At 56.2% G+C, this 22,520-nt stretch carries 19 protein-coding genes; 12 read left to right on the forward strand and 7 right to left on the reverse strand.

Features of this window, described 5'->3' with window-relative positions; genetic code table 11:
* Nucleotides 1-255: 255 nt before the first annotated feature.
* From glgB to glgP, 5 genes are all read left to right on the forward strand, one after another.
* Nucleotides 256-2,442 (forward strand): 1,4-alpha-glucan branching enzyme, encoded by a 2,187-nt coding sequence (glgB, locus tag DEU53_RS19670; protein WP_110868124.1) that lies wholly within the window; start codon nt 256-258, stop codon nt 2,440-2,442.
* On the forward strand, nt 2,442-4,421 hold the full coding sequence (glgX, locus tag DEU53_RS19675; protein WP_110868125.1) for a glycogen debranching protein GlgX: 1,980 nt from the start codon (nt 2,442-2,444) through the stop codon (nt 4,419-4,421). Before glgB ends, glgX begins: the two co-directional genes overlap by 1 nt.
* Before the next feature lie 10 nt (nt 4,422-4,431).
* Complete coding sequence (glgC, locus tag DEU53_RS19680) at nt 4,432-5,724, forward strand: glucose-1-phosphate adenylyltransferase (RefSeq protein WP_101763109.1); 1,293 nt, start codon at nt 4,432-4,434, stop codon at nt 5,722-5,724.
* 63 nt (nt 5,725-5,787) lie between these two features.
* A complete protein-coding gene (gene glgA, locus DEU53_RS19685) occupies nt 5,788-7,221 on the forward strand; it encodes a glycogen synthase GlgA (RefSeq protein ID WP_110868126.1) in 1,434 nt (477 codons plus the stop codon).
* A gap of 21 nt (nt 7,222-7,242) precedes the next feature.
* On the forward strand, nt 7,243-9,690 hold the full coding sequence (gene glgP, locus DEU53_RS19690) for a glycogen phosphorylase (protein ID WP_101763107.1): 2,448 nt from the start codon (nt 7,243-7,245) through the stop codon (nt 9,688-9,690).
* A gap of 183 nt (nt 9,691-9,873) precedes the next feature.
* Here glgP and DEU53_RS19695 read toward each other — a convergent pair whose 3' ends face one another.
* Complete coding sequence (locus DEU53_RS19695; protein WP_061718408.1) at nt 9,874-10,431, reverse strand: DcrB family lipoprotein; 558 nt, start codon at nt 10,429-10,431, stop codon at nt 9,874-9,876.
* A gap of 116 nt (nt 10,432-10,547) precedes the next feature.
* Nucleotides 10,548-11,213, reverse strand: coding sequence for a 7-cyano-7-deazaguanine/7-aminomethyl-7-deazaguanine transporter (locus DEU53_RS19700; RefSeq protein WP_110868127.1), 666 nt, complete (start codon nt 11,211-11,213; stop codon nt 10,548-10,550).
* 192 nt (nt 11,214-11,405) lie between these two features.
* Here DEU53_RS19700 and tusA point away from each other — a divergent pair, with 192 nt between their 5' ends.
* Entirely contained in the window at nt 11,406-11,651 is a 246-nt protein-coding gene (gene tusA, locus DEU53_RS19705; protein WP_036649974.1) for a sulfurtransferase TusA, read from the forward strand.
* Here tusA and DEU53_RS19710 read toward each other — a convergent pair.
* Both DEU53_RS19710 and DEU53_RS19715 read right to left on the reverse strand, forming a co-directional pair.
* On the reverse strand, nt 11,648-13,924 hold the full coding sequence (locus tag DEU53_RS19710) for a zinc/cadmium/mercury/lead-transporting ATPase (protein ID WP_110868128.1): 2,277 nt from the start codon (nt 13,922-13,924) through the stop codon (nt 11,648-11,650). The genes tusA and DEU53_RS19710 overlap by 4 nt on opposite strands.
* 92 nt (nt 13,925-14,016) lie before the next feature.
* Nucleotides 14,017-14,646, reverse strand: a complete 630-nt coding sequence (locus DEU53_RS19715) for a lysoplasmalogenase (RefSeq protein ID WP_101763104.1) — start codon at nt 14,644-14,646, stop codon at nt 14,017-14,019.
* 164 nt (nt 14,647-14,810) lie between these two features.
* On the opposite strand from DEU53_RS19715, the gene DEU53_RS19720 reads away from it, so the two are divergent.
* On the forward strand, nt 14,811-15,167 hold the full coding sequence (locus DEU53_RS19720) for a DUF2500 domain-containing protein (RefSeq protein WP_101763103.1): 357 nt from the start codon (nt 14,811-14,813) through the stop codon (nt 15,165-15,167).
* Nucleotides 15,168-15,207: 40 nt separating this feature from the next.
* On the opposite strand, the gene DEU53_RS19725 is transcribed toward DEU53_RS19720, so the two are convergent.
* Nucleotides 15,208-15,477 carry a DUF1145 family protein gene (locus DEU53_RS19725; RefSeq protein WP_008109883.1) on the reverse strand — a complete coding sequence of 90 codons (270 nt, stop codon included), beginning with the start codon at nt 15,475-15,477 and terminating at the stop codon, nt 15,208-15,210.
* Nucleotides 15,467-16,063 carry a 16S rRNA (guanine(966)-N(2))-methyltransferase gene (gene rsmD, locus DEU53_RS19730; RefSeq protein ID WP_101763102.1) on the reverse strand — a complete coding sequence of 199 codons (597 nt, stop codon included), beginning with the start codon at nt 16,061-16,063 and terminating at the stop codon, nt 15,467-15,469. Before rsmD ends, DEU53_RS19725 begins: the two co-directional genes overlap by 11 nt.
* A gap of 232 nt (nt 16,064-16,295) precedes the next feature.
* Here rsmD and ftsY point away from each other — a divergent pair, with 232 nt between their 5' ends.
* From ftsY to rpoH, 4 genes are all read left to right on the forward strand, one after another.
* Nucleotides 16,296-17,741 carry a signal recognition particle-docking protein FtsY gene (gene ftsY, locus DEU53_RS19735; protein WP_101763101.1) on the forward strand — a complete coding sequence of 482 codons (1,446 nt, stop codon included), beginning with the start codon at nt 16,296-16,298 and terminating at the stop codon, nt 17,739-17,741.
* Between the two features lie 5 nt (nt 17,742-17,746).
* Nucleotides 17,747-18,415: a cell division ATP-binding protein FtsE gene (ftsE, locus tag DEU53_RS19740; RefSeq protein WP_008109888.1), complete on the forward strand. Its 669-nt coding sequence runs from the start codon at nt 17,747-17,749 to the stop codon at nt 18,413-18,415.
* On the forward strand, nt 18,405-19,388 hold the full coding sequence (gene ftsX, locus DEU53_RS19745; RefSeq protein ID WP_101763100.1) for a permease-like cell division protein FtsX: 984 nt from the start codon (nt 18,405-18,407) through the stop codon (nt 19,386-19,388). The genes ftsE and ftsX overlap by 11 nt, the downstream gene beginning before the upstream one ends.
* A 239-nt stretch (nt 19,389-19,627) precedes the next feature.
* Nucleotides 19,628-20,485, forward strand: coding sequence for an RNA polymerase sigma factor RpoH (gene rpoH / locus DEU53_RS19750; protein WP_064737937.1), 858 nt, complete (start codon nt 19,628-19,630; stop codon nt 20,483-20,485).
* 95 nt (nt 20,486-20,580) lie between these two features.
* On the opposite strand, the gene panM is transcribed toward rpoH, so the two are convergent.
* A complete protein-coding gene (panM, locus tag DEU53_RS19755) occupies nt 20,581-20,967 on the reverse strand; it encodes an aspartate 1-decarboxylase autocleavage activator PanM (RefSeq protein ID WP_110868129.1) in 387 nt (128 codons plus the stop codon).
* Between the two features lie 402 nt (nt 20,968-21,369).
* Between panM and DEU53_RS19760 the strand changes: the two genes are divergently transcribed.
* The gene (locus DEU53_RS19760; protein ID WP_061718403.1) at nt 21,370-22,497 is read left to right on the forward strand and encodes a branched-chain amino acid ABC transporter substrate-binding protein; all 1,128 of its coding nucleotides are present in this window, start codon (nt 21,370-21,372) and stop codon (nt 22,495-22,497) included.
* Nucleotides 22,498-22,520: the final 23 nt, after the last annotated feature.

The following is a 22,520-nucleotide window of genomic DNA, read 5'->3' on the forward strand; positions in this document are numbered from 1 at the left end:
TTTTTTGCTTGCCCGATAAGTATTTTTCACGATCCTCCCTGGCTTCTGCTATCCCCAAGCTATGATTTAACAGAGATGTGCCGGTTGTTAACTGTTTTTGTTTTTTCGAACTGAATGGTTGTTGTACACGGTGAAGATCTTTCCCACGGACGGTTGTGTCCTCACGGTGTACCTATGGCTCAATGAAAAGCAGCGCACCCGAGGCGATAATCCTGCCGACTCTGGTCGCCTGCGCAAAATCATAGGAAGAAAGTCATGTCAGAGCTTCCCGATCGCCAGGCGATCAATGCCCTTTTTGCCGGGAATTATGCCGATCCCTTTTCACTACTGGGCATGCACCAAACGGCTGCAGGCCTTGAAGTGCGTGCGCTGCTGCCCGATGCCTCCGATGTTTGGGTCATTGAAACCAACACCGGACGCAAATGTGCTCAGCTTACCTGCCTCGACTCACGCGGTTTCTTCAGTGGCGTGATTCCGCGTCGTAAAAACCGCTTTGGTTATCAGCTGGCAGTGAACTGGCACGGCCAGCAAAACCTGATTGATGATGCCTATCGCTTCGGCCCGCTGCTGGAGGAGATGGATGCATGGTTATTGGGTGAAGGCACGCATCTGCGTCCCTACGAAACCCTCGGCGCGCACGGCACCACCATTGATGGCGTGCACGGCACGCGGTTCGCCGTTTGGGCACCTAACGCGCGTCGCGTCTCGGTGGTAGGCGAGTTCAACTTCTGGGATGGCCGACGTCATCCCATGCGTTTTCGCCGTGAACTTGGCGTTTGGGAACTGTTTGTGCCGGGCGCGGTAAACGGTCAGCTGTATAAATTTGAAATCGTGGATAATTCCGGCCAGATGCGCATCAAAGCCGATCCCTTCGCCTTTGAAGCGCAGATGCGTCCGCAAACCGCCTCGATGATCTGCGGGCTGCCGCCGAAAACCGAGATGCAGCCGCAGCGTAAGGCCGCCAATGCTTTTGACCAGCCGATTTCGATTTATGAAGTGCACCTTGGTTCATGGCGACGTCACACCGATAACAACTTCTGGCTCAGCTACAAAGAGCTGGCGGAACAGCTCATTCCTTACGTTAAAGAGATGGGCTTCACCCACATCGAACTGATGCCGATTAACGAACACCCCTTCGACGGCAGCTGGGGCTATCAGCCGCTCGGCATGTATGCGCCGACGCGCCGTTTCGGTACGCGCGATGAGTTCCGCCACTTCGTGGCCGCCGCGCATGATGCTGGCATTAACGTGCTGCTCGATTGGGTGCCAGGCCACTTCCCAAGCGATGATTTCGGCCTGGCGAAGTTCGATGGCACCGAACTCTACGAACACAGCGATCCGCGCGAAGGTTTTCATCAGGACTGGAACACGCTGATCTACAACTTTGGTCGCCGTGAAGTGAGCAATTATCTCTCCGGCAACGCCTTGTACTGGATGGAGCGTTTCGGCATTGATGGGCTGCGCGTCGATGCGGTGGCGTCAATGATCTACCGTGATTACAGCCGCGCCGAAGGCGAATGGGTGCCGAACCAGTTTGGTGGACGCGAGAACCTCGAAGCGATTTCGTTCCTGCGTCACACTAACCGCGTTTTGGGTCGCGCCGCACCGGGCAGCGTCACGGTGGCGGAAGAGTCCACCGATTATCCCGGCGTTACGCGCCCTTCAGAAGATGGCGGCCTCGGCTTCTGGTTCAAATGGAACCTTGGCTGGATGCACGACACACTGGACTATATGAAGCTCGACCCGGTGCATCGCCGTTATCATCATCAGCTGATGACCTTTGGCATGATTTACAACTACACCGAAAACTTCGTGCTGCCGCTGTCGCATGACGAAGTGGTGCACGGCAAACGTTCGATTCTCGATCGCATGCCGGGCGATGCCTGGCAGAAGTTCGCTAACCTGCGCGCCTATTACGGCTGGATGTGGGGTTTCCCCGGTAAGAAGCTGCAATTTATGGGCAATGAATTTGCGCAGGGTCGCGAATGGAACCACGACACCAGCCTCGACTGGCATCTGCTGGAAGGTGAGGATAACTGGCACAACGGCGTGCATCGTCTGGTGCGCGATCTCAATCACACCTATCGCCATTACGCGCCGCTGCATCAACTCGACTTTGATGGGCAAGGTTTTGAGTGGCTGGTGGTCGATGACTACGAAAACTCCGTGTTTGTATTTGTGCGCCGCGATCGCGACGGCAATCAAATCATCGTAGCCAGCAACTTTACGCCAGTGGCGCGTCACAACTATCGCTTTGGCGTCAACCAGCGTGGCGGCTGGCGCGAGATCATGAATACCGATCAGCACGATTATCACGGCAGCGACACGCGCAATCACGGCTTGGTACACACCGATGAGATGGAGAGTCACGGTCGGCCGCAGTCGCTGAGTTTGACCTTACCGCCGCTGGCAACGCTTTGGCTGGTGCGGGAGAGCGACTGATGCTGGAGCAGGGGCAGCCGGAACCGTTAGGTGCGCACTATGATGGGCACGGCGTTAATTTTACGCTGTTCTCCCAGCATGCCGAACGCGTTGAACTCTGCCTGTTCGACGCGCACGGTGCTGAGCGCCGTTTCGCACTGCCCGCGCGCAGCGGTGATATCTGGCACGGCTATTTTCCCGCGCTGAAGCCCGGCCAGCGCTACGGCTATCGCGTACACGGTCCGTGGGCGCCGCAGCAGGGACATCGCTTCAATCCGGCTAAGCTGTTGGTCGATCCCTGCGCCAAAGCGGTGGCGGGTGAAGTGGCGGACGACGCGCGTTTCAACGGCGGCGAACGCGAGCCGGATGGTTTGGATAACGCCGCCATCGCGCCGAAATCGTTGGTGACTGCCGAAGATTTTGACTGGGAGGACGATCACGCGCCGCGCACGCCGTGGGGCAACACGGTGATCTATGAAGCGCACGTACGCGGCTTAACCCAGCAGCATCCGGAAATTCCGGAAAGATTGCGTGGCACTTATGCGGCGCTGGGTCATCCTGCTATGGTGAAGTACCTGCGCCACCTCGGCATCACCGCGCTGGAACTGTTGCCGATTGCCCAATTCACCAGCGAGCCGCGCCTGCGCCGTTTGGGATTGAGTAATTACTGGGGCTACAACCCCTTTGCCTTGTGGGCGGTGGATGCGCGTTACGCCTCGGGCGAAAACGGTTTAACGCCGCTGCAGGAGTTTCAGCAGGCGGTTAAAGCACTGCATGCCGCGGGCATCGAAGTGATTCTGGATGTGGTGTTCAACCATACCGCCGAGCTGGAAGAGATCGGGCCAACGATTTCCCTACGCGGCGTGGATAACGCCAGCTATTACTGGCTGGATGGCAACGGCGACTATCAAAACTGGACCGGCTGCGGCAACACGCTAAATCTCAGTCATCCGCAGGTGATGACGTGGGCGCTGGAAGCGCTGCGCTACTGGGTGCGTGTTTGCCATGTTGATGGGTTCCGTTTTGACCTCGCCAGCGTGTTGGGACGCACACCGGAGTTTCATCAGGATGCGCCGCTGTTTGCCGCCATCAAAGCCTGTCCGCTGCTGTCGCAGGTGAAGCTGATTGCCGAGCCGTGGGACATCGGCCCCGGCGGTTATCAGGTCGGCAACTTTCCGCCGGACTTCGCCGAGTGGAACGACCATTTTCGCGATGCGGCGCGCCGTTACTGGCTGCATGGTCAATTGAATAATGGCGATTTCGCCCGCCGTTTTGCCGCATCCAGCGACGTTTTCCAGCGTGAGGCGCGGCTGCCGCACGCCAGCATCAATCTCATTACCGCTCACGACGGCTTCACGCTGCGCGATGTGGTGAGTTTTAACAACAAACACAATCAGGCTAACGGCGAAGACAATCGCGACGGCAGCAGCAGTAACTTCAGCCATAACCACGGCAAAGAGGGACTGCAGGTCAATTTCGATATTGTCGAACGGCGGCGGCGCAGCGTGCATGGCTTACTGACCACGCTGCTGCTGGCGCAGGGCACGCCGATGCTGCTGGCGGGTGACGAACGCGGTCACAGCCAGCATGGCAACAACAACGCCTATTGTCAGGACAACCCGCTAACCTGGTTGAACTGGCAACAGGATGATTTTGGCCTGGTCGACTTCACTGCTGCGTTAATCCGTATGCGCCAGCGCATTCCCGCGTTGACGCAGGATCGCTGGTGGCAGGAGGACGATGGCAGCGTGCAGTGGTGCAATGCCAGCGGCACACCACTGGAAACCGAGCAGTGGGAACAGGGGACGCACCGAATGCAGATCCTGCTCTCCGGCCGCTGGTTAATAACAATAAACGCCACGGAATCGGTGAGTGATATCGCCTTACCAGACGGAGAGTGGCGTGCCATTCCTCCTTTCGCCGGGGAAGATAACCCCATCCTGACAACTGTCTGGCACGGTCCCGCACACGGTGTGTGTGTGTTCCTAAAGCAATCATAAGGAGTCAGACATGGTGAAATTAGATAGAACAGATCATCTGATGCTGGCGCGCCAGCTCCCTACACAAACGGTCGCCCTGATCCTTGCTGGCGGGCGCGGTACGCGCCTGAAAGATCTCACCGCGAAACGCGCCAAACCTGCCGTGCACTTCGGTGGCAAGTTCCGCATCATCGACTTTGCGCTGTCCAACTGCATCAACTCGGGCATTCGGCGCATCGGCGTGATCACCCAATATCAGTCGCATACGCTGGTGCAGCACATCCAGCGTGGCTGGTCGCTGTTCAACGAAGAGATGAACGAGTTTGTCGATCTGCTGCCGGCGCAGCAGCGTGCCGCTACCGAACATTGGTATCGCGGGACTGCCGATGCGGTGACGCAAAACCTCGACATTATTCGCCGCTATAACGCGCAGTACATCGTGATCCTCGCCGGGGATCATATCTACAAAATGGATTACTCGCGCATGCTGCTCGACCACGTCGATCGCGGTGCCAAATGCACCATCGCCTGCTTGCCGGTGCCGTTAGCTGAAGCCACGGCGTTTGGGGTGATGGCGGTGGATGCCGAAAACAACGTGATCGATTTTGTCGAAAAACCGCCGAAGCCGCCGTCAATGCCGGGTGACGATACCCGCGCGCTGGCCAGCATGGGCATTTATGTTTTCAACGCCGATTACCTTTACCAGCTGCTGGAAGAGGATCTGCATGTAGCCGATTCCAGCCACGATTTCGGCAAAGATCTGCTGCCGAAAATTGTCGCCAGCGGCGAGGCGTATGCGCACTCCTTCACGCTCTCCTGCGTGCAGGTTGATGAAAACGCCGAGCCGTACTGGCGCGACGTCGGAACGCTGGAAGCTTACTGGCGCGCCAATCTCGATTTAGCGTCGGTCACGCCTGAGCTGGATATGTACGATCACAGCTGGCCGATTCGTACCCACATGGAGCCGCTGCCGCCGGCGAAATTTGTTCAGGATCGATCCGGTAGCCACGGCATGACAATGAATTCGCTGGTCTCTGGCGGCTGCATCATCTCCGGTTCGGTGGTGGTGAACTCGGTGCTGTTCCCGCGTATTCGAATCAACTCGTTTTGCAATATTGATTCCGCAGTGCTGCTGCCTGATGTGGTGGTTGGCCGATCGTGTCGTCTGCGTCGCTGCGTGATCGATCGCGCCTGCGAACTGCCAGAAGGCATGGTCATTGGCGAAAACCCCGACGAAGACAGCCGTCGTTTTTACCGTTCTGAAGAGGGCATCGTACTGGTGACGCGCGCCATGCTGGCCAAATTGGCCGGAGGCGGTCAGTAAGTGACGAAAGAATATAGAGAAAATTGCCGCGTGGAACGTGTGCGATAACAATAGGGGTTCAGGATGCAGGTTTTACATGTCTGTTCAGAGCTTTTCCCGCTGTTGAAAACCGGCGGACTGGCTGATGTCGTCGGTGCATTACCACAGGCGCAAATAGCCGATGGTACGGATGCGCGGGTGTTGATTCCCGCCTTTCCGGATCTGCGTAAAGGGATTCCTGATACAGAGGTCCTGGCGGAGTTGCAAACTTTTGCGGGACCGGTACGCTTACTTTTTGGACAATTTAACGGCGTTGGTATTTATTTAATCGATGCGCCGGGATTGTATGAACGTCCCGGCAGCCCGTATCACGATACGTCGCAGTTTGCTTACGTCGATAACTACCTGCGTTTTGCGCTGCTGGGCTGGATGGGCGCCGAGATTGCCAGCGGGCTGGATACCTACTGGCAGCCAGATATCGTGCATGCGCATGACTGGCATGCTGGCTTAACCTGCGCCTATATTGCGGCGCGTGGGCGTCCGGCGAAAACGGTGTTCACCGTGCATAATCTGGCGTACCAAGGGCTGTTTTCGGCGCGTCATCTGGATGAGATCCAGATCCCGCGCGCGTTCTTCGACATGCATGGACTGGAGTTCTTCGGGCAAATTTCCTACCTCAAGGCGGGGCTGTTCTTTGCCGATCACATTACGGCGGTCAGCCCGACTTACGCGCTGGAGATTACCCGACCGGAATTTGGTTACGGCATGGAATCACTGCTCGAACAGCGACTGCGTGAAGGGCGCCTGAGCGGGATTTTGAACGGTGTCGATCCGGGCATCTGGGATCCGGCGCACGACCTGCTGCTCACCGCGCGCTACGACAGCGAAACGCTGGAGAGCAAAGCGGAGAACAAGCGCCAGCTGCAAATTGCCATGGGCCTGAAGGTGGATGATAAAGCACCGGTGTTCTGCGTCATCAGCCGTCTGACCAAACAGAAAGGGCTGGATCTGGTGCTGGAAGCGCTACCGGGCTTACTGGCGCAGGGCGGACAGTTGGTCCTGCTCGGCCAGGGCGATGCGGAGCTGCAGCAAGGTTTCCTTGCGGCGGCGGCGGAGCATCCGGGCCGCGTTGGCGTGCAGATTGGTTATCACGAAGCCTTCTCGCACCGCATTGTTGGCGGCGCGGATGTGATTATGGTGCCGAGCCGTTTTGAGCCGTGCGGCTTAACCCAGCTGTATGGTTTGAAATACGGTACGCTGCCGCTGGTGCGTCGCACTGGCGGACTGGCGGATACGGTGCAAGACAGCTCGCTTGAGAATCTGGCGGATGGCGTCGCCAGCGGTTTCACTTTTGAAGACAGTAATGCCTGGTCGCTGCTGCGGGCGATTCGGCGCGCATTTGTTCTGTGGTCTCGTCCTGCACTCTGGCGTTACGTTCAGCGGCAGGCGATGGGGATGGATTTTAGTTGGCAGGTGGCAGCACAAGCCTACCGCGATCTTTATCAACGTTTGCTGTAATGAGAGATTGGGATACTTGATATGAATGCACCTTTCACCTATGCCTCACCCACGCTGACGGTTGATGCACTGAAGCACTCAATCGCCTATAAGCTGATGTTTACTATTGGTAAAGATCCATCGATCGCGAATAAGCATGAGTGGCTCAACGCCGCGCTGTTGGCGGTGCGTGATCGCATGGTGGAACGCTGGCTGCGCTCCAGCCGCGCGCAGCTCTCGCAGGATGTGCGGCAGGTTTATTACCTGTCGATGGAGTTCCTGATGGGGCGCACGCTCGGCAACGCGTTGCTGGCGATGGGCATTTATGAGGATCTCAATCAGGCGCTGGAAGAGATGGGCCTCGACCTCAGCGAACTGATGGAAGAGGAGAACGATCCCGGCCTCGGTAACGGCGGTTTGGGACGTTTGGCGGCCTGCTTCCTGGATTCGCTCGCCACGCTCGGTTTACCGGGGCGCGGCTACGGCATTCGTTATGACTACGGCATGTTTAAGCAGAATATCGTTGACGGCCAGCAGCGCGAATCGCCGGATTACTGGCTGGAGTACGGCAATCCGTGGGAATTCCAGCGCTTTAACACGCGCTACAAAGTGCGCTTCGGCGGCCGTCTGCAACATGAAGGCGCGCGGGTGCGCTGGGTGGAAACCGAGGAGATCGTGGCGATGGCTTACGATCAAATCATTCCCGGTTTTGATACCGATGCCACCAACACGCTGCGCTTGTGGGGCGCGCAGGCCAGTAACGAAATCAACCTCGGTAAGTTCAACCAGGGTGATTACTTCGCCGCGGTAGAAGATAAAAACCACTCGGAAAACGTGTCGCGCGTGCTCTATCCCGATGACTCCACCTATTCGGGGCGCGAGCTGCGTCTGCGTCAGGAGTATTTCCTCGTCTCCTCGACGGTGCAGGATATTCTCAATCGTCACTGGCAGATGCATGAAACCTGGGACAATTTGCCGGACAAAATTGCCATCCACCTCAACGATACGCATCCGGTGCTGGCGATCCCGGAACTGATGCGCATACTGATCGACGAGCAGAAATTCAGCTGGGACGATGCCTTTGAAGTGACCTGTCAGGTGTTCTCCTACACCAACCACACGCTGATGACGGAAGCGCTGGAAACCTGGCCAGTGGATATGATTGGCAAGATCCTGCCGCGTCATCTCAGCATTATTTTTGAAATTAACGACTACTTCCTGAAAACCATTCAGGAATATTACCCGGATGATTGGGAGCTGTTAGCGCGCATCTCGATCATCGATGAGAACGACGGCCGCCGCATTCGCATGGCGTGGCTGGCGGTGGTGGTGAGCCACAAAGTTAACGGTGTGTCAGAGTTGCACTCCAACTTGATGGTGCAATCGCTGTTCGCTGACTTCGCGCGTCTGTTCCCGGGCCGTTTCTGCAATAAAACTAACGGCGTGACGCCACGTCGCTGGCTGGCGCTGGCGAATCCGGCGCTCTCCGAGGTGCTGGACGAGGCGATTGGCCGCAACTGGCGCACCGATCTTGGCCAGCTCAACGAATTGACCACGCAGATCGATTATCCGGCCTTTATCCAGCAGATCGCCGACGCCAAGTTTGCTAACAAAAAACGCCTGGCGGACTGGGTGGCGAAGAACATGGATATCGTGCTCGATCCGCATGCGCTGTTTGATGTGCAGATCAAGCGCATCCACGAATACAAACGCCAGCTGCTGAACGTGCTGCACGTGATTACGCGCTACAACCGCATCAAGGCCGATCCCAGCGCCGAATGGGTGCCGCGCGTTAATCTCTTCGCCGGCAAAGCGGCGTCGGCCTATTACGTGGCGAAACACATCATTCACTTGATCAACGATGTCGCCAATGTGATCAACAACGATCCGCAGGTGAAGAACAAGCTGAAGGTGGTGTTCATTCCAAACTATGGTGTGAGCCTGGCGCAGATCATCATTCCGGCGGCGGATCTCTCCGAGCAGATCTCCACTGCCGGTACCGAAGCCTCTGGTACCAGTAACATGAAGTTTGCGCTGAACGGCGCGTTAACCATCGGTACGCTGGATGGTGCCAATGTTGAGATGCTGGAGCATGTCGGCAAGGAGAATATCTTTATCTTCGGCAATACTACGCCGCAGGTCGAGAAGCTGCGCACCGACGGTTACAACCCGCGTAAGTATTATGAGGATGATCCTGAGCTGCATCAGGCGCTGACGCAAATCGCCAGCGGGGTGTTCAGCCCGCAGGAGCCAGGGCGCTATCGCAATCTGTTTGATGCGCTGGTGAACTTCGGCGATCACTATCAGCTGCTGGCGGATTACCGCAGCTATGTGGATACGCAGGACAAGGTGGACAAGCTGTATCGCCAGCCGGATAAGTGGCAACGCAGCGCGGCGCTGAATATCGCCAATATGGGTTATTTCTCGTCGGACCGCACCATTCAGGAATATGCGGATGAGATCTGGCACATTTCGCCAGTGAGATTGTAAGGCGAGGATTGCAGAACCAAGTCGCCATGAATGGCGACCCTACGTGAACCCCCAAATCGATACCCAAAATCATTTGGACGGCAGGAAGGCGGCAAATGAGCGAATCCCCGGGAGCTTACTTTAGTAAGTGACCGGGGTGAACGAATGCAGCCAACGCACCTGCCGTTCGAAGGATGAAGGGTATTATTTCAACGTGATGCTTTTGACGATCCCATCAGCATCGCTTTGCGCTTGCTGCTGGTTGTCGGCTGGCAAGGTAATTTGCAGCGTCAGCAGTTTGCCATCCACTTTCGCCAGAATCACCGAAGACCATGAGGTCTGATTGTTGGCAGAAATCACCGTATCCAGCTGCTGTGCCGGCTGGTCTTTCAGCGTCACCGCTTTGTTAGATACCACCTGCAGCTGAGGATCGCGACCGCGCTGCTGCTGTTCCAGACGCTGTGCCAGCGCATCAAGCGCTTCGTTGGTGGGATCGCCGGCAATTACGATAATCGCGCGCTGACCGGTTTCGTCGGCATAGACGTGCATGTTGGTGGATTCAGAGCCGAGCTTGCCGCTCTTGTCAGACATGCCCGCCGGTAGAGAGAAACTCAGTTTGCCGTCCATCAGGTTAACCGTCTGGGCCGACTGGCTGGCGCTCGCACCGTTGCTGTTCGCTGCCGCATCATCTTTCTTCTGGTCACATGCCGCCAGGCCGATAACCAACAGGCCAATACCCACATATTTCACTACGTTACGCATTCTTTTCCCTTTTACATGATTCCAGTCAGCCGTTATACAAGCGGATTTAGTTAGCAAAAGCAACCGCCGGAGTGTCAGGAAATCTTAGCGTAATGCGGCATTTAGTGTATGTGCAATTAGCCGAAATTGATCTGCTGCTGCGCGTAACGTTCGGCTAAGCGCTTCAGCATGGCATTTAGCAGCACGCCGTAAGCGGGCAGGAAGAAGATCATGCAGATCAGAACCTTGAAGCTGTAATCCACCAGTGCGATTTCGACCCAATGCGTGGCCATAAACGGATCTGGGCTCTTGTAGAAGGCGATGAAAAAGAAGGCCAGCGTATCGCTGATATTACCGAGGAACATCGCTGCCGCTGGCGCAATCCACCACTGCGATAAACGGCGCAAACGGTTAAAAACGTGCACATCGAGGATTTGTCCCAGCGCATAAGCCATAAAGCTGGCGCAGGCGATACGGGCAACAAACAGATTCATCTCTTCCAGTGACGCCCAACCTTGCCATTCGCCCTGATAGAACACGCAGGAAACAATGTAGGAGATCACTAGCGCGGGAATCATCACCGCCAGAATAATGCGACGTGCCAGCGGCGCGCCAAAGATGCGCACGGTCAGATCGGTGGCGAGGAAAATAAACGGAAAGCTAAACGCGCCCCATGTGGTGTGGAAGCCGAAGATGGAAACCGGCAGCTGGACCAGATAGTTACTGGAGGTGATCACCAGCAGATGGAATAGCGATAGCCAAAACAGCGCATGCATGCGCTGACGTGCAGAGAAGTTAATCATTGTAAGCCTTTTTAGTGATGGGGTGAGGGAACCCAGGTTCGTGCATTGGCACGGTGGTAAATAAAAAATCGGCGGCATCTTAACGCGTTGCGCAATTTATGCAATGGTTAATTTTAACGCAATCGTTATCGCCTTGCGTTGGCTTATTCGCGCGCTAGAATGAGCGCCATCCCTAACAACTGACAGAGAATCATGAGCGATCCCTTTTCTGCGCCAGACCATCAGCTTGATGCCCTTGGCCTGCGCTGCCCGGAGCCGGTAATGATGGTGCGTAAAACCGTGCGCAGCATGCAGGCCGGTGAAACCTTGCTGATCATTGCTGACGATCCCGCCACCACGCGCGATATCCCTGGTTTCTGCCGCTTTATGGAGCATGAGTTGCTGGCACAGCAGACCGAAAGCCTGCCGTACCAGTTTCTGATTAAAAAAGGCGCCTAACGCTGACGCAGCAAGCGCAGCGCGTTGGCTGTCACCAGTGCGGTGGCACCGGAATCCGCTAAGACCGCCAGCCACAAACCGGTGAAGCCGAGCAGCGTGGTGATCAGAAAAATCGCCTTTAATCCCAACGCCAGCGCCACGTTCTGACGAATGATGGCACGCGTGCGCCGTGCCAGCACAATGGTGCGCGGCAGAATCGCCAGCTGATTTTGCGTTAATGCCACATCTGCGGCTTCCAGCGCCACATCGGTGCCGCTGCCCATCGCAATGCCGATGGTGGCGGCTTTCATGGCGGGCGCATCGTTAATGCCATCGCCGACCATTGCCAATGCGTGCTGTGTGCCTAACGTCCTCACCGCCGCAACTTTATCGGCGGGCAGTAAACCTGCGCGATAATCGATGTTGAGCTTAGCGGCAATGGCCGCAGCCGCGCGTGGATTGTCACCAGTCAGCATCACGCTGTTAACGCCAAGCTTCTTCAGTTCAGACAGCGCACTGAGGGCTTCAGGGCGCAACTGATCCTGCAAGGCTAACGCGCCGAGAACCTGCTGCTCCTGCAACAGCAGCACTACAGTTTGGCCTTGCGCTTCCAGCTGAGCAATCTGCTGCTGTTGTGCATTATCAAGATGGCTGACTTCGCGCGGCGCCAGCAGTTGATAGGTCACGCCATCTATCGCAGCACGAATACCACTGCCGGCCAGCGTTTGCTGCTGTGCAGCTTGCGGAAGCCTGAGCGCGCGCCGCTCGGCCTCGCTGACAATCGCCCGCGCCAGCGGATGGGTGGAACCCTGTTCTACGGCGGCGGCGATGGTGAGCAAGTTGTTTTCCGCCATCACGCCAAATGGCTGGATGTGGCTGATCTGCGGTTTACCGGCGGTCAGCGTGCCGGTTTTATCGAACGCCATCATACTCACGCGACTGAGGCGCTCCAGCGCCGCGCCGCCTTTGATCAGTGCGCCCTGACGCGCGGCAGCAGCCAGGCCGGAAGTGATGGCGGCTGGCGTGGAGATCACCAGCGCACAAGGGCAACCAATCAGCAACAGCGTCAGCCCTTTATAAATCCACGGCAACCACGCACCAAAACCCAGCAGCGGCGGCAGCACCATCACCAGCAGCGCCAGCAGCATAATGGCGGGCGTATAGATGCGGCTGAAGCGATCGATAAAACGCTCAACCGGCGCACGATGGGTTTCGGCTTCCTCAATCAGTTGCAGGATGCGGTCAATGGCACTTTGGCCCGGCTGGGAAATGACTTTCAGCGTCACCAGACAATCAAGGCTGGTGGCACCGGCCATGATCTGCTCGCCAGGCTCACGCGCTACCGGCAGCGATTCGCCGGTCAACGCGCTTTCATCAAAGCTGGCGCTGGCGTGCAGCAGTTCGCCATCGGCCGGTAAACGTCCGCCGGCCGCCACTTCAATCACATCGCCGGGCTGCAGCGCTTCTAAGCGGACGTTTTCCCGCTGTGTGCCGTTAATGCGCGTGGCGATAGCGGGACGCAGCGCCATCAGCGCGGTGACGCCAAGGCGTGCGCGTGTGGCGGCGTACGCTTCGAGGCGTTCACCCAGTTGAAACAGCAGGAGCACCATCGCGGCTTCGGCGTGCGCGCCAATCACCAGCGCACCAGCGGCGGCAATGGTCATCAGCATCTCAATGCTGAACGGCGAACCGCTACGCAGCAGTTTCCAGGCGCTGCGCGCGATCGGCGCTAAACCTAACAACGTGGTGGCGATAAACAGGCGATCGCCCCAAACCGGCGAAAGCTGGCTCAGCAGCCAACTGGCGAGCATCATTCCGCCAAGCAGCAGCAAACCGGCGTTTTCCTGCCAGCGGCTTTCGGGTTGTGGAGGCGATGGGGAATCGCTGGCGCTCAGCGCGAAGCCGGCATTTTTCACCACCTGTTCAATGATGGCGCGGATATCCTGGTCGGCATCGACCACCAGTTTTTCACTGGCAAAAATCACGCGTGCTTGCTGAACCTGCGGTACACGTTGCACGGCGGTTTCGATTTTACGCGCGCAGCTGGGGCAATCCATGCCCGCAATCTGCCAGCGGAATTGATGTGAAGAGAGGGCGGGCCTGTCGCTTTCGGCGTCGCTTTCGCCGCCTGGCGATCCGCTGTCGCTGTCACAGCAGCCGCAATCGCTGTCTGGCGTGATGGGCTGCGCCGCGGAGATGTTCAATGTTGCGGGTTTTACGCTGCGAATCGAGCACAGCGGCTGTGACTGACGGTGTGATTTGCCACAGCGGCAAGGGTGAGCATGTTGATGCATATAACCTCCGGAATCAGGGGCGGGCTGATGCCCGCGCCCTAATGCTACACTCTGGAGTGGACTCCAGAGTCAAGCGGAAGGTAAGGTTATCTTCAGTAGAGCCACAGTGAACGCACAATCATGAAGTGACCGGCGAAGTAGCAGGCGGCGACGATGGCGCTATCGGCGCTGAAACGGCGGCGATAATGCGAGATAAACCAGACAATATTGGCTAACAGCAGCAACGCGGCACCCACCAGCAGCGAGAAACTGAAGTCAGTTGGACGGAAGAAGTAGTTCTCCGCCGCCATCCAGTTCATCACTAGCGTCATGCCGATCAAGGTGCAGATAGGCCAGCGCAGATCTTCCAGTTTGCTCCACAGAATCCCGATAACGATCACGCCAATGATCAGGAAGGTGAGGGGGATCGGCCAGAAGAAACTCATGGTCATGTGTGCGGCAAAACTGATGGTGTATAGCAGATGCGACAGGAAGAATGCGCCCAGCGCATAGAGCATTTGCTGACGCGGTAACAGCATTAACGCGTCACCCACCAGCGTGGCGACCAGCCCGGCCAGAATCAAATAATCGGTGGTGTTGAAGGTTGGCGCTTGCCACGCCCAGGCAACGAGCAACAGCAAGGTGACAGGTTTAAATAGCCAGCGTTGCCATTGCGGACCACGGTATGAAGCATCGACGTAAAGCCAGCCGGAAAAAAGTACGGCAAGGAAAGACCAAAGCATGTTTTCTCCCTTTTCTGGACGAAATGTCCGCCAGTTTGATGAATTTTCCCAAAATCACGATCTCAGTGTAAGTTACCGGCGGCGAATGTGACAATCAGCCGACTCTGGTTGTATGCTTTGTCGTCTTTACCCGTTCCGAATTAACGCAAAGCACGAGATAAATCATGAGCAAACCACCGCTAATCTTTTTCATCGTACTGGCCATTATTGCCGTTTTGGCGACCCGTCAGTTTATTAAACAGCGCCGCGAAACGGCGGTGAACGATGCCTCGCCGGTGCGCTCGCTGAGCGTGGAAGTGAAAACCAAACGCGAATTTCCGTCGCCCAATCGCCGTTCACGACAGCGCGAAGAGATTGTGGCGGAAGAGATGAAATATGAAGCCTGGTTCCATCCGCTGAACGGTGCCAGCGATATTAAAGTGACGGTGAATGCGAACCAGTATCACCAGATCGATAAGGGCGCGAAGGGCGAGTTGAAGATGAAAGGCACGCGTTTTGTGAGTTTTACTCCGGCACAATAGGGCCGCCATTCATTGCGACCTGGCTATAAACCGCACGAAACTACATCTTCGGATAATGCTTTTTCTGCCACGCCAGCAGCTCAAACACGCCAAAAAAGAAGATCTTCGCCTGGGTTACGCCGCTCAGTTTTGGGGCGTCTTTTGGCTGGGTGGCGCGCAGCAACACTAGCTGCAGGCCGTGCATAATCACCATAAAGAACAGCGCCACGTGCACGAAATAGCGCAGCGGCGTTGGGAAAGGTTGCACCAGATTGAGCAATAAAAAGGCCCAGACGCAAATCATCAGCAAACGTCCCAAATTAAGCCACATCGTGCGTCTCCTGTTGGCGTTGATATAAGCGATAAGCCACCTGACCGGCAATCTTCTCGCGGTACAAATCCCAATTTGCGGGTGCGACAGGCGTGCCATTTTCCACTTCGCTCTCGACATAAATCAGCGCTTCAGCCGCTAACCAGCCATTTTGCTCCAGCAGCGACAATGTTTCCTGTAACAGCCCTTTACGGAAAGGCGGGTCAACAAACACCACGTCAAACGGTTCGCCCGGCTGGCTTAACCACTGCAGCGTGTTGGTTTGCACCACTTTTGCCTGCGTAGCACGCAGCGTTTGCAGATTCTGTGACAGCTGTTGCGCCACCGAACGCTCCAGCTCCAGCAGCGTGGCCGACGCGGCATAGCGAGACAGCGCTTCCAGCCCTAACGCGCCGCTGCCGGCGAAGCAATCGAGGCAGCGCGCTTCCTGAATATCCGGCGCCAGCCAGTTAAACAGGGTTTCACGTACACGATCGGTGGTCGGGCGCAAACCTGCGCTATCCGGCACCGGTAATTTACGGCCGCGCCACTGACCGCCAATGATGCGGATCTGGCCAGCGCTGCTGCTGCGGGGGGATTTACTCATTTCGCTCACAACTCGTCATATTTTGTTGCGTAGTTTAACGGGCGTAGCGGGCAGAAGAAACGTTAAAAAAGGGTGCTGTGGTGCGCTGGCTGGAAAGTGTTAGACTACTGAGTTGGTATAGCGCGCGTAATTACCTGATTTTTACGCCGCTCACCCGCTTAAAATTGAATATTTTATCCCCTGGGAACAAGCGTGCTACCGGGAATAAGCCATCGAGGAGTAGGGTCACACAATGGCAAAAGAGAAAAAACGCGGCTTTTTTTCCTGGTTAGGCTTTGGCAAAGAAGAAGAGACGCAACAACCTGCTGAAGAGCAGCAGCAAACTGCCGAGGTGGTCGCTGAGCCTGCCGTTGAAGAGAGTGCGCTCGATCGCGCCGAAGCGCAGGCTGTTGAAACCGTCGCCGTCACCGAACAGGTGGCGGAACAGCAGCAGGTTGAACCGGAACTGATTGAAGAGCCGGTCATCGAGCCGCAGGAACCTGAGCCGGTTACCGCAATCGTTGAAGAGGTGCTGCCAGAAGAGATAGCAGCGCCGGATGTGGCACCTATCGAAGAAGAGCCGCAGCTGGAAGAGCTGGCAATTGATGAGCCTGAACTGCACGAAGAAGCGCCATTAACTGACGAAGAACTGGAAGCGCTGGCGTTAGCGGAAACCTATGCGGAAGATGCTGAGCTAGCCGAAGCCACGCAGGATACCGTGAGCGATCTGCCGCTGGCCGCTGCGCCAATCATCGCGCAGGAGCAGGAGCGTCCGACCAAAGAGGGCTTCTTCGCCCGACTGAAACGCAGCCTGGTAAAAACCCGCGAAAACCTCGGTTCGGGCTTTATCAGCCTGTTCCGCGGCAAGAAAATCGATGACGATCTGTTTGAAGAGCTGGAAGAGCAGCTGCTGATTGCCGACGTTGGCGTCGAAACCACCCGCCGCATCATCACCAATCTGACACAACAGGCCAACCGCAAGCAGCTACGCGATGCGGAAGCGCTGTATGGCCTGCTGAAAGCGGAAATGTCAGGTATTCTGGAAAAAGTGGATCAGCCGCTGGAAGTGGGTGGCAAAACGCCATTCGTCATCCTGATGGTGGGCGTCAACGGCGTGGGTAAAACCACCACCATCGGTAAGCTGGCGCGTCAGTATCAGGCGCAGGGCAAATCGGTGATGCTGGCAGCGGGCGATACCTTCCGTGCCGCCGCCGTTGAGCAGCTGCAGGTCTGGGGCCAGCGCAACAACATTCCTGTGGTGGCGCAGCATACCGGCGCAGATTCTGCCTCGGTGATTTTTGACGCCATCCAGGCGGCCAAGTCGCGCAATGTGGATGTACTGATCGCCGATACCGCGGGTCGTCTGCAGAACAAATCGCACCTGATGGAAGAGCTGAAGAAAATTACCCGCGTGATGAAGAAGCTGGACGAAGATGCGCCGCATGAAGTGATGCTGACGCTCGACGCCAGCACCGGGCAAAACGCTATCAGCCAGGCCAAACTGTTCCATGAAGCGGTGGGCCTGACCGGCATCACCCTGACGAAACTGGATGGAACCGCCAAAGGTGGCGTGATCTTCTCGGTTGCCGATCAGTTCGGCATTCCGATTCGTTATATCGGTGTTGGGGAAGGCATCGAGGATTTACGGCCGTTTAAGGCCGCAGACTTTATTGAGGCACTGTTTGCCCGAGAGGAATGATTGGGATGATTCGCTTTGAAGAGGTCAGTAAAGCTTACCTGGGAGGACGTCAGGCGCTGCAGGGAGTGGATTTCCATCTGCGTCCCGGCGAAATGGCGTTCCTGACCGGCCATTCCGGTGCGGGGAAAAGTACCTTACTAAAGCTGATTTGTGGCATTGAGCGCCCGAGCGCCGGGCAGATCTGGTTTAGCGGCCACGATATTTCGCGTCTGCGTCACAGCGAAGTGCCTTTCCTGCGACGTCAAATCGGCATGATTTTCCAGGATCACCATTTGTTGATGGATCGTTCGGTCTACGACAACGTGGCGATCCCGCTGATCATTTCCGGTGCCAGCGGCGAAGATATTCGTCGGCGCGTGTCGGCCGCGCTGGATAAAGTCGGCCTGCTCGACAAAGCGAAAAGCTATCCGATTCAGCTCTCTGGCGGTGAACAGCAGCGCGTTGGCATTGCCCGCGCGGTGGTGAACAAGCCCGCGGTGCTGCTGGCGGATGAACCCACCGGTAACCTCGACAATGCGCTGTCGGAAGACATCCTGCGCCTGTTCGAAGAGTTCAACCGCGTTGGTGTCACGGTGTTAATGGCAACGCACGATGTCGGGCTGATTGCACGCCGGAATTACCGCGTGATGACGCTCAATCAGGGACGTCTGCACGGAGGCCACGATGGTCAATAAACGCAACAAGCGCGCACCAGCGCCGAAAGCGAAGCAGCCCTCTAAAAGCAAGGCGCTGAAAGGCGGCTGGCAGGAACAGTGGCGCTATGCGCTGCGCGGCACGCTGTCGGATATGTGGCGTCAGCCGCTGGCGACGCTGCTGACGGTGATGGTGATCGCCATTTCCCTGACGCTGCCGAGCGTGTGCTACATGGTGTGGAAGAACGTCAGCCAGGCGGCGACGCAGTGGTATCCCGCGCCGCAGCTAACGGTTTATCTGGATAAAGCGCTGGATGACACTGCAGCGGAGAATGTCACCGCGCAGCTCAAGCAGCTCGATGGCGTGGACAACGTCAACTATCTGACGCGTGAAGAAGCGTTGAATGAGTTCCGCAACTGGTCTGGTTTTGGTGGTTCGATGGACATGCTGGAGCAGAATCCGCTGCCGGCGGTGGCCATCATCACGCCTAAACTTAATTTCCAGAATTCGGACACCATGGCGAATCTGCGCGATCGCGTATCTAAAGTGCAGGGCGTTGATGAAGTGCGTATGGATGACAGCTGGTTCGCGCGTTTAGCGGCGCTAACCGGGCTGGTGGGACAGATTGCCTCAATGATTGGCCTGCTGATGGTGGTTGCGGTGTTCCTGGTGATCGGCAACAGCGTGCGGCTCAGCATCTTTGCGCGGCGCGATACTATTAACGTGCAGAAGCTGATTGGTGCCACTGACGGCTTTATCCTGCGTCCATTCCTGTACGGCGGTGCGCTGTTAGGTTTGGGCGGCGCGGTGCTGTCGCTGCTGCTCTCGGAAGTGCTGGTGTTGCGCCTGCAATCGGTGGTGGCGCAAGTAGCAACCGTATTCGGTACCACCTTTGTGCTGGAAGGTTTTTCCTGGGATGAAGGGCTGCTGTTACTGCTGATCGCTGCCATCATCGGCTGGATTGCCGCCTGGCTGGCAACAGTGCAACATTTACGCCGTTTTACGCCGCAGTAACCAAAAGCAACGTTTTTTGCTATACTCTTCCTCTGCTGCCGACGACCTGGGAGCAGAGGAATTCTCCTATATCCCCCGCCGTCATCTGTGTGTAAAATATTCACTGCTATAATTGAACTTGTGGATAACTTTGTCGTCCAAGTAGCACAGATTGCTTCTGGTTTTTTCGCGACGTTGACATAATGTAGCGTCTGCGCAAGGAACTGTGCAGCAAGTCCATTGAATTTGTGAGGGTTTGAATGACCAAAGAAATGCAAACTTTAGCGATTGCTCCTCTGGGTAACCTGGAATCTTACGTTCGGGCTGCCAACAACTGGCCGGTGCTGACGGCAGAAGAGGAAAAAGCATTGGCTGAGCGGCTGCATTACCAGGGCGATCTGGATGCAGCAAAGACGCTGATCCTGTCTCACCTGCGCTTTGTTGTTCATATTGCTCGTAACTACTCCGGTTACGGCTTGCCGCAGGCGGACCTGATTCAGGAAGGTAACATCGGCCTGATGAAGGCGGTGCGTCGCTTCAACCCTGAAGTCGGCGTGCGTCTGGTGTCGTTCGCCGTGCACTGGATTAAAGCAGAGATTCACGAATACGTGCTGCGTAACTGGCGTATTGTGAAAGTCGCGACCACCAAAGCGCAACGCAAGCTGTTCTTTAACCTGCGTAAAAGCAAACAGCGTCTCGGTTGGTTTAACCAGGACGAAGTAGAAATGGTCGCACGCGAGCTGGGCGTGAGCAGTAAAGACGTGCTGGAAATGGAATCGCGCATGGCTGCGCAGGACATGACTTTCGACATGTCGTCTGATGACGAAGCAGGCGAAGGCAAAGCGATGGCGCCGGTGCTGTATCTGCAGGATAAAACCTCTGACTTTGCCGATGGCATCGAAGAGGACAACTGGGATGCACATGCGGCTGATAAGCTGAGCGATGCGATGCTGAGCCTCGACGAGCGTAGTCAGGACATTATCCGTGCCCGCTGGCTGGACGATGACAACAAAACCACGCTGCAGGAGTTGGCCGACAAATACGGCGTCTCTGCGGAGCGCGTGCGTCAGCTGGAAAAGAACGCCATGAAGAAACTGCGTGTGGCGATTGAAGCCTGATAGTGATCGGGTGGAAAAACGGGGCGACTTTTAAGTCGCCCTTTTTATTACCTGGTCGCTACGCATCATGTTCAGACATTCCGCGCGACATCCTTTCAACGTACCCAACCCTCAGCCTGCGCACGAAAACCACAAGCCTGCATAAACGCCGCACGCACGCCCTGATCGGCGTCGCCGTCATCGGCAATCCACCAATCTGCTAACGCGCTATTCTGCGCGATTGTCTCTTCCAGCAAGTATTGCCCCACGCCACGTCGACGCGTGACTTCGCGAACGTTGAGGTGGATGATTTTCCCCTGCGTGCCGCTGAGGGTCAGCTGCAGCGCCGCCAGTAATCGGTCGTTAAAACGCGCCGCATACAAACGCTGCGTGTCGCTGAGTTGTGCTTCCAGTTGCACAATATCGATTTCCGGCCAGACTTTAGCTAAATCGATACGATCCTGAGCGGTTAACGATGCTAAGCGCTGGATTGTCAGCTTCATACCTAATACCTGTACTAGTGCAAAGGCGATAGTGTAGCGAATTTAGACAGTCAGAGCGCTGTCACTTTTTTCTGATGAAAATAGGTCAAATGCCAGTCAGTTTGCCAGGATTGTGGAGTAAGCCATCAACGATAGTTGAAAAAGCCAGCATAACGCGCTGGTATCCTGCTGAAAAATCGGCCATAACAACCAGACGATTCTGCTGATCCACTCAGTCAATTCTGAATATGTCAGTTGATTTACAGAAGAAAGTTCCTGTTTAATAACCTGAAAAATAAAGCCTTATTACCTATAAATGCCAGAAAAGCGCGCTAACCCATTATTGCAGAATGAGTTTTCCTCTTTGACTGGCAGAAAATAAACAATCACAACAAACACGACACAACAGATGGGGAAGTTCGCATGAAAATGAGTAAAGGACGCGCACTACTGGCGGGCTGCGTTGCCCTGGCGATGAGCCATGCGGCGCTGGCTAAAGACATCAAAATTGCCATCGTAGGCGCATCAACCGGTCCGGTCGCGCAGTACGGTGACATGCAGTTTACCGGTGCCGCGCAGGCGATTAAGGACATCAACGCCAAAGGCGGCGTTAACGGTGACAAACTGGTTGGCGTGGAATATGACGATGCCTGTGACCCGAAACAAGCGGTTGCGGTTGCCAACAAAGTCGTTAACGACGGCATCAAATACGTTATCGGCCATCTGTGCTCCTCCTCTACTCAGCCTGCTTCAGACATTTATAACGACGAAGGCGTGCTGATGATCACCCCAGCCGCTACCGCGCCTGAACTGACTGCGCGTGGCTATGCTGACGTGCTGCGTACTACTGGCCTGGATTCCGATCAGGGCCCAACGGCGGCGACCTACATCCTCGACCACATCAAACCAAAACGTATCGCTGTGGTGCATGACAAACAGCAATATGGTCAGGGCCTGGCGGAATCGGTGCAGAAAACCCTGAAAGCCAAAGGCGGCAACGTGGTGCTGTTTGAAGGTATCACCGCCGGTGATAAAGACTTCTCCACGCTGATTGCGCGTCTGAAGAAAGAAAACGTCGATTTCGTTTACTACGGTGGCTATTACCCGGAGCTGGGCCAGATTCTGCGTCAGGCAAAATCCGCTGGCCTGAATGCCGGTTTCATGGGTCCGGAAGGCGTGGGCAACGCTTCCCTGTCTAACATCGCTGGCGATGCGTCTGAAGGCCTGTTCGTGACCCTGCCGAAACGTTATGACCAGCTGCCAGAGAACAAGGCGATTGTTGATGCGATTAAAGCCAACACCGCGTCTAACCGCAAAGATCCAACCGGTCCGTTCGTCTGGACCACCTACGCGGCGATTCAGTCGCTGGTGGCCGGAATCGAACGCAGCAAGAGCGATGAACCCGATGCGATTGCGAAGAACCTGAAAGAGGGCGCTGCCGTTCCAACCGTGATGGGCAACCTGAACTGGGATGAGAAAGGTGACCTGAAGGGCTTCGAATTTGGTGTCTTCAAATGGCACAAAGACGGCTCTTCTACCGCAGTTAAGTAATCCCCCAAAATTCCCTTTCCCGC

Origin of the sequence: Pantoea sp. AG1095 (assembly GCF_003208415.1) — a bacterium.
GTDB lineage: Bacteria > Pseudomonadota > Gammaproteobacteria > Enterobacterales > Enterobacteriaceae > Pantoea > Pantoea leporis.

Excerpts from the sequence above, each read along its gene's own strand:
- glgX (WP_110868125.1), top strand. The coding sequence starts at position 2,442 with ATGCTGGAGCAGGGGCAGCCGGAACCGTTAGGTGCGCACTATGATGGG.
- DEU53_RS19700 (WP_110868127.1), bottom strand. The coding sequence starts at position 11,213 with ATGATTAACTTCTCTGCACGTCAGCGCATGCATGCGCTGTTTTGGCTA.
- rsmD (WP_101763102.1), bottom strand. The coding sequence starts at position 16,063 with ATGAGTAAATCCCCCCGCAGCAGCAGCGCTGGCCAGATCCGCATCATT.
- ftsY (WP_101763101.1), top strand. The coding sequence starts at position 16,296 with ATGGCAAAAGAGAAAAAACGCGGCTTTTTTTCCTGGTTAGGCTTTGGC.
- ftsX (WP_101763100.1), top strand. The coding sequence starts at position 18,405 with ATGGTCAATAAACGCAACAAGCGCGCACCAGCGCCGAAAGCGAAGCAG.
- DEU53_RS19760 (WP_061718403.1), top strand. The coding sequence starts at position 21,370 with ATGAAAATGAGTAAAGGACGCGCACTACTGGCGGGCTGCGTTGCCCTG.
- DEU53_RS19695 (WP_061718408.1), bottom strand. The coding sequence starts at position 10,431 with ATGCGTAACGTAGTGAAATATGTGGGTATTGGCCTGTTGGTTATCGGC.
- glgP (WP_101763107.1), top strand. The coding sequence starts at position 7,243 with ATGAATGCACCTTTCACCTATGCCTCACCCACGCTGACGGTTGATGCA.
- DEU53_RS19710 (WP_110868128.1), bottom strand. The coding sequence starts at position 13,924 with ATGCATCAACATGCTCACCCTTGCCGCTGTGGCAAATCACACCGTCAG.
- ftsE (WP_008109888.1), top strand. The coding sequence starts at position 17,747 with ATGATTCGCTTTGAAGAGGTCAGTAAAGCTTACCTGGGAGGACGTCAG.
- glgC (WP_101763109.1), top strand. The coding sequence starts at position 4,432 with ATGGTGAAATTAGATAGAACAGATCATCTGATGCTGGCGCGCCAGCTC.
- panM (WP_110868129.1), bottom strand. The coding sequence starts at position 20,967 with ATGAAGCTGACAATCCAGCGCTTAGCATCGTTAACCGCTCAGGATCGT.
- rpoH (WP_064737937.1), top strand. The coding sequence starts at position 19,628 with ATGACCAAAGAAATGCAAACTTTAGCGATTGCTCCTCTGGGTAACCTG.
- DEU53_RS19720 (WP_101763103.1), top strand. The coding sequence starts at position 14,811 with ATGAGCAAACCACCGCTAATCTTTTTCATCGTACTGGCCATTATTGCC.
- glgB (WP_110868124.1), top strand. The coding sequence starts at position 256 with ATGTCAGAGCTTCCCGATCGCCAGGCGATCAATGCCCTTTTTGCCGGG.
- DEU53_RS19725 (WP_008109883.1), bottom strand. The coding sequence starts at position 15,477 with ATGTGGCTTAATTTGGGACGTTTGCTGATGATTTGCGTCTGGGCCTTT.
- tusA (WP_036649974.1), top strand. The coding sequence starts at position 11,406 with ATGAGCGATCCCTTTTCTGCGCCAGACCATCAGCTTGATGCCCTTGGC.
- glgA (WP_110868126.1), top strand. The coding sequence starts at position 5,788 with ATGCAGGTTTTACATGTCTGTTCAGAGCTTTTCCCGCTGTTGAAAACC.
- DEU53_RS19715 (WP_101763104.1), bottom strand. The coding sequence starts at position 14,646 with ATGCTTTGGTCTTTCCTTGCCGTACTTTTTTCCGGCTGGCTTTACGTC.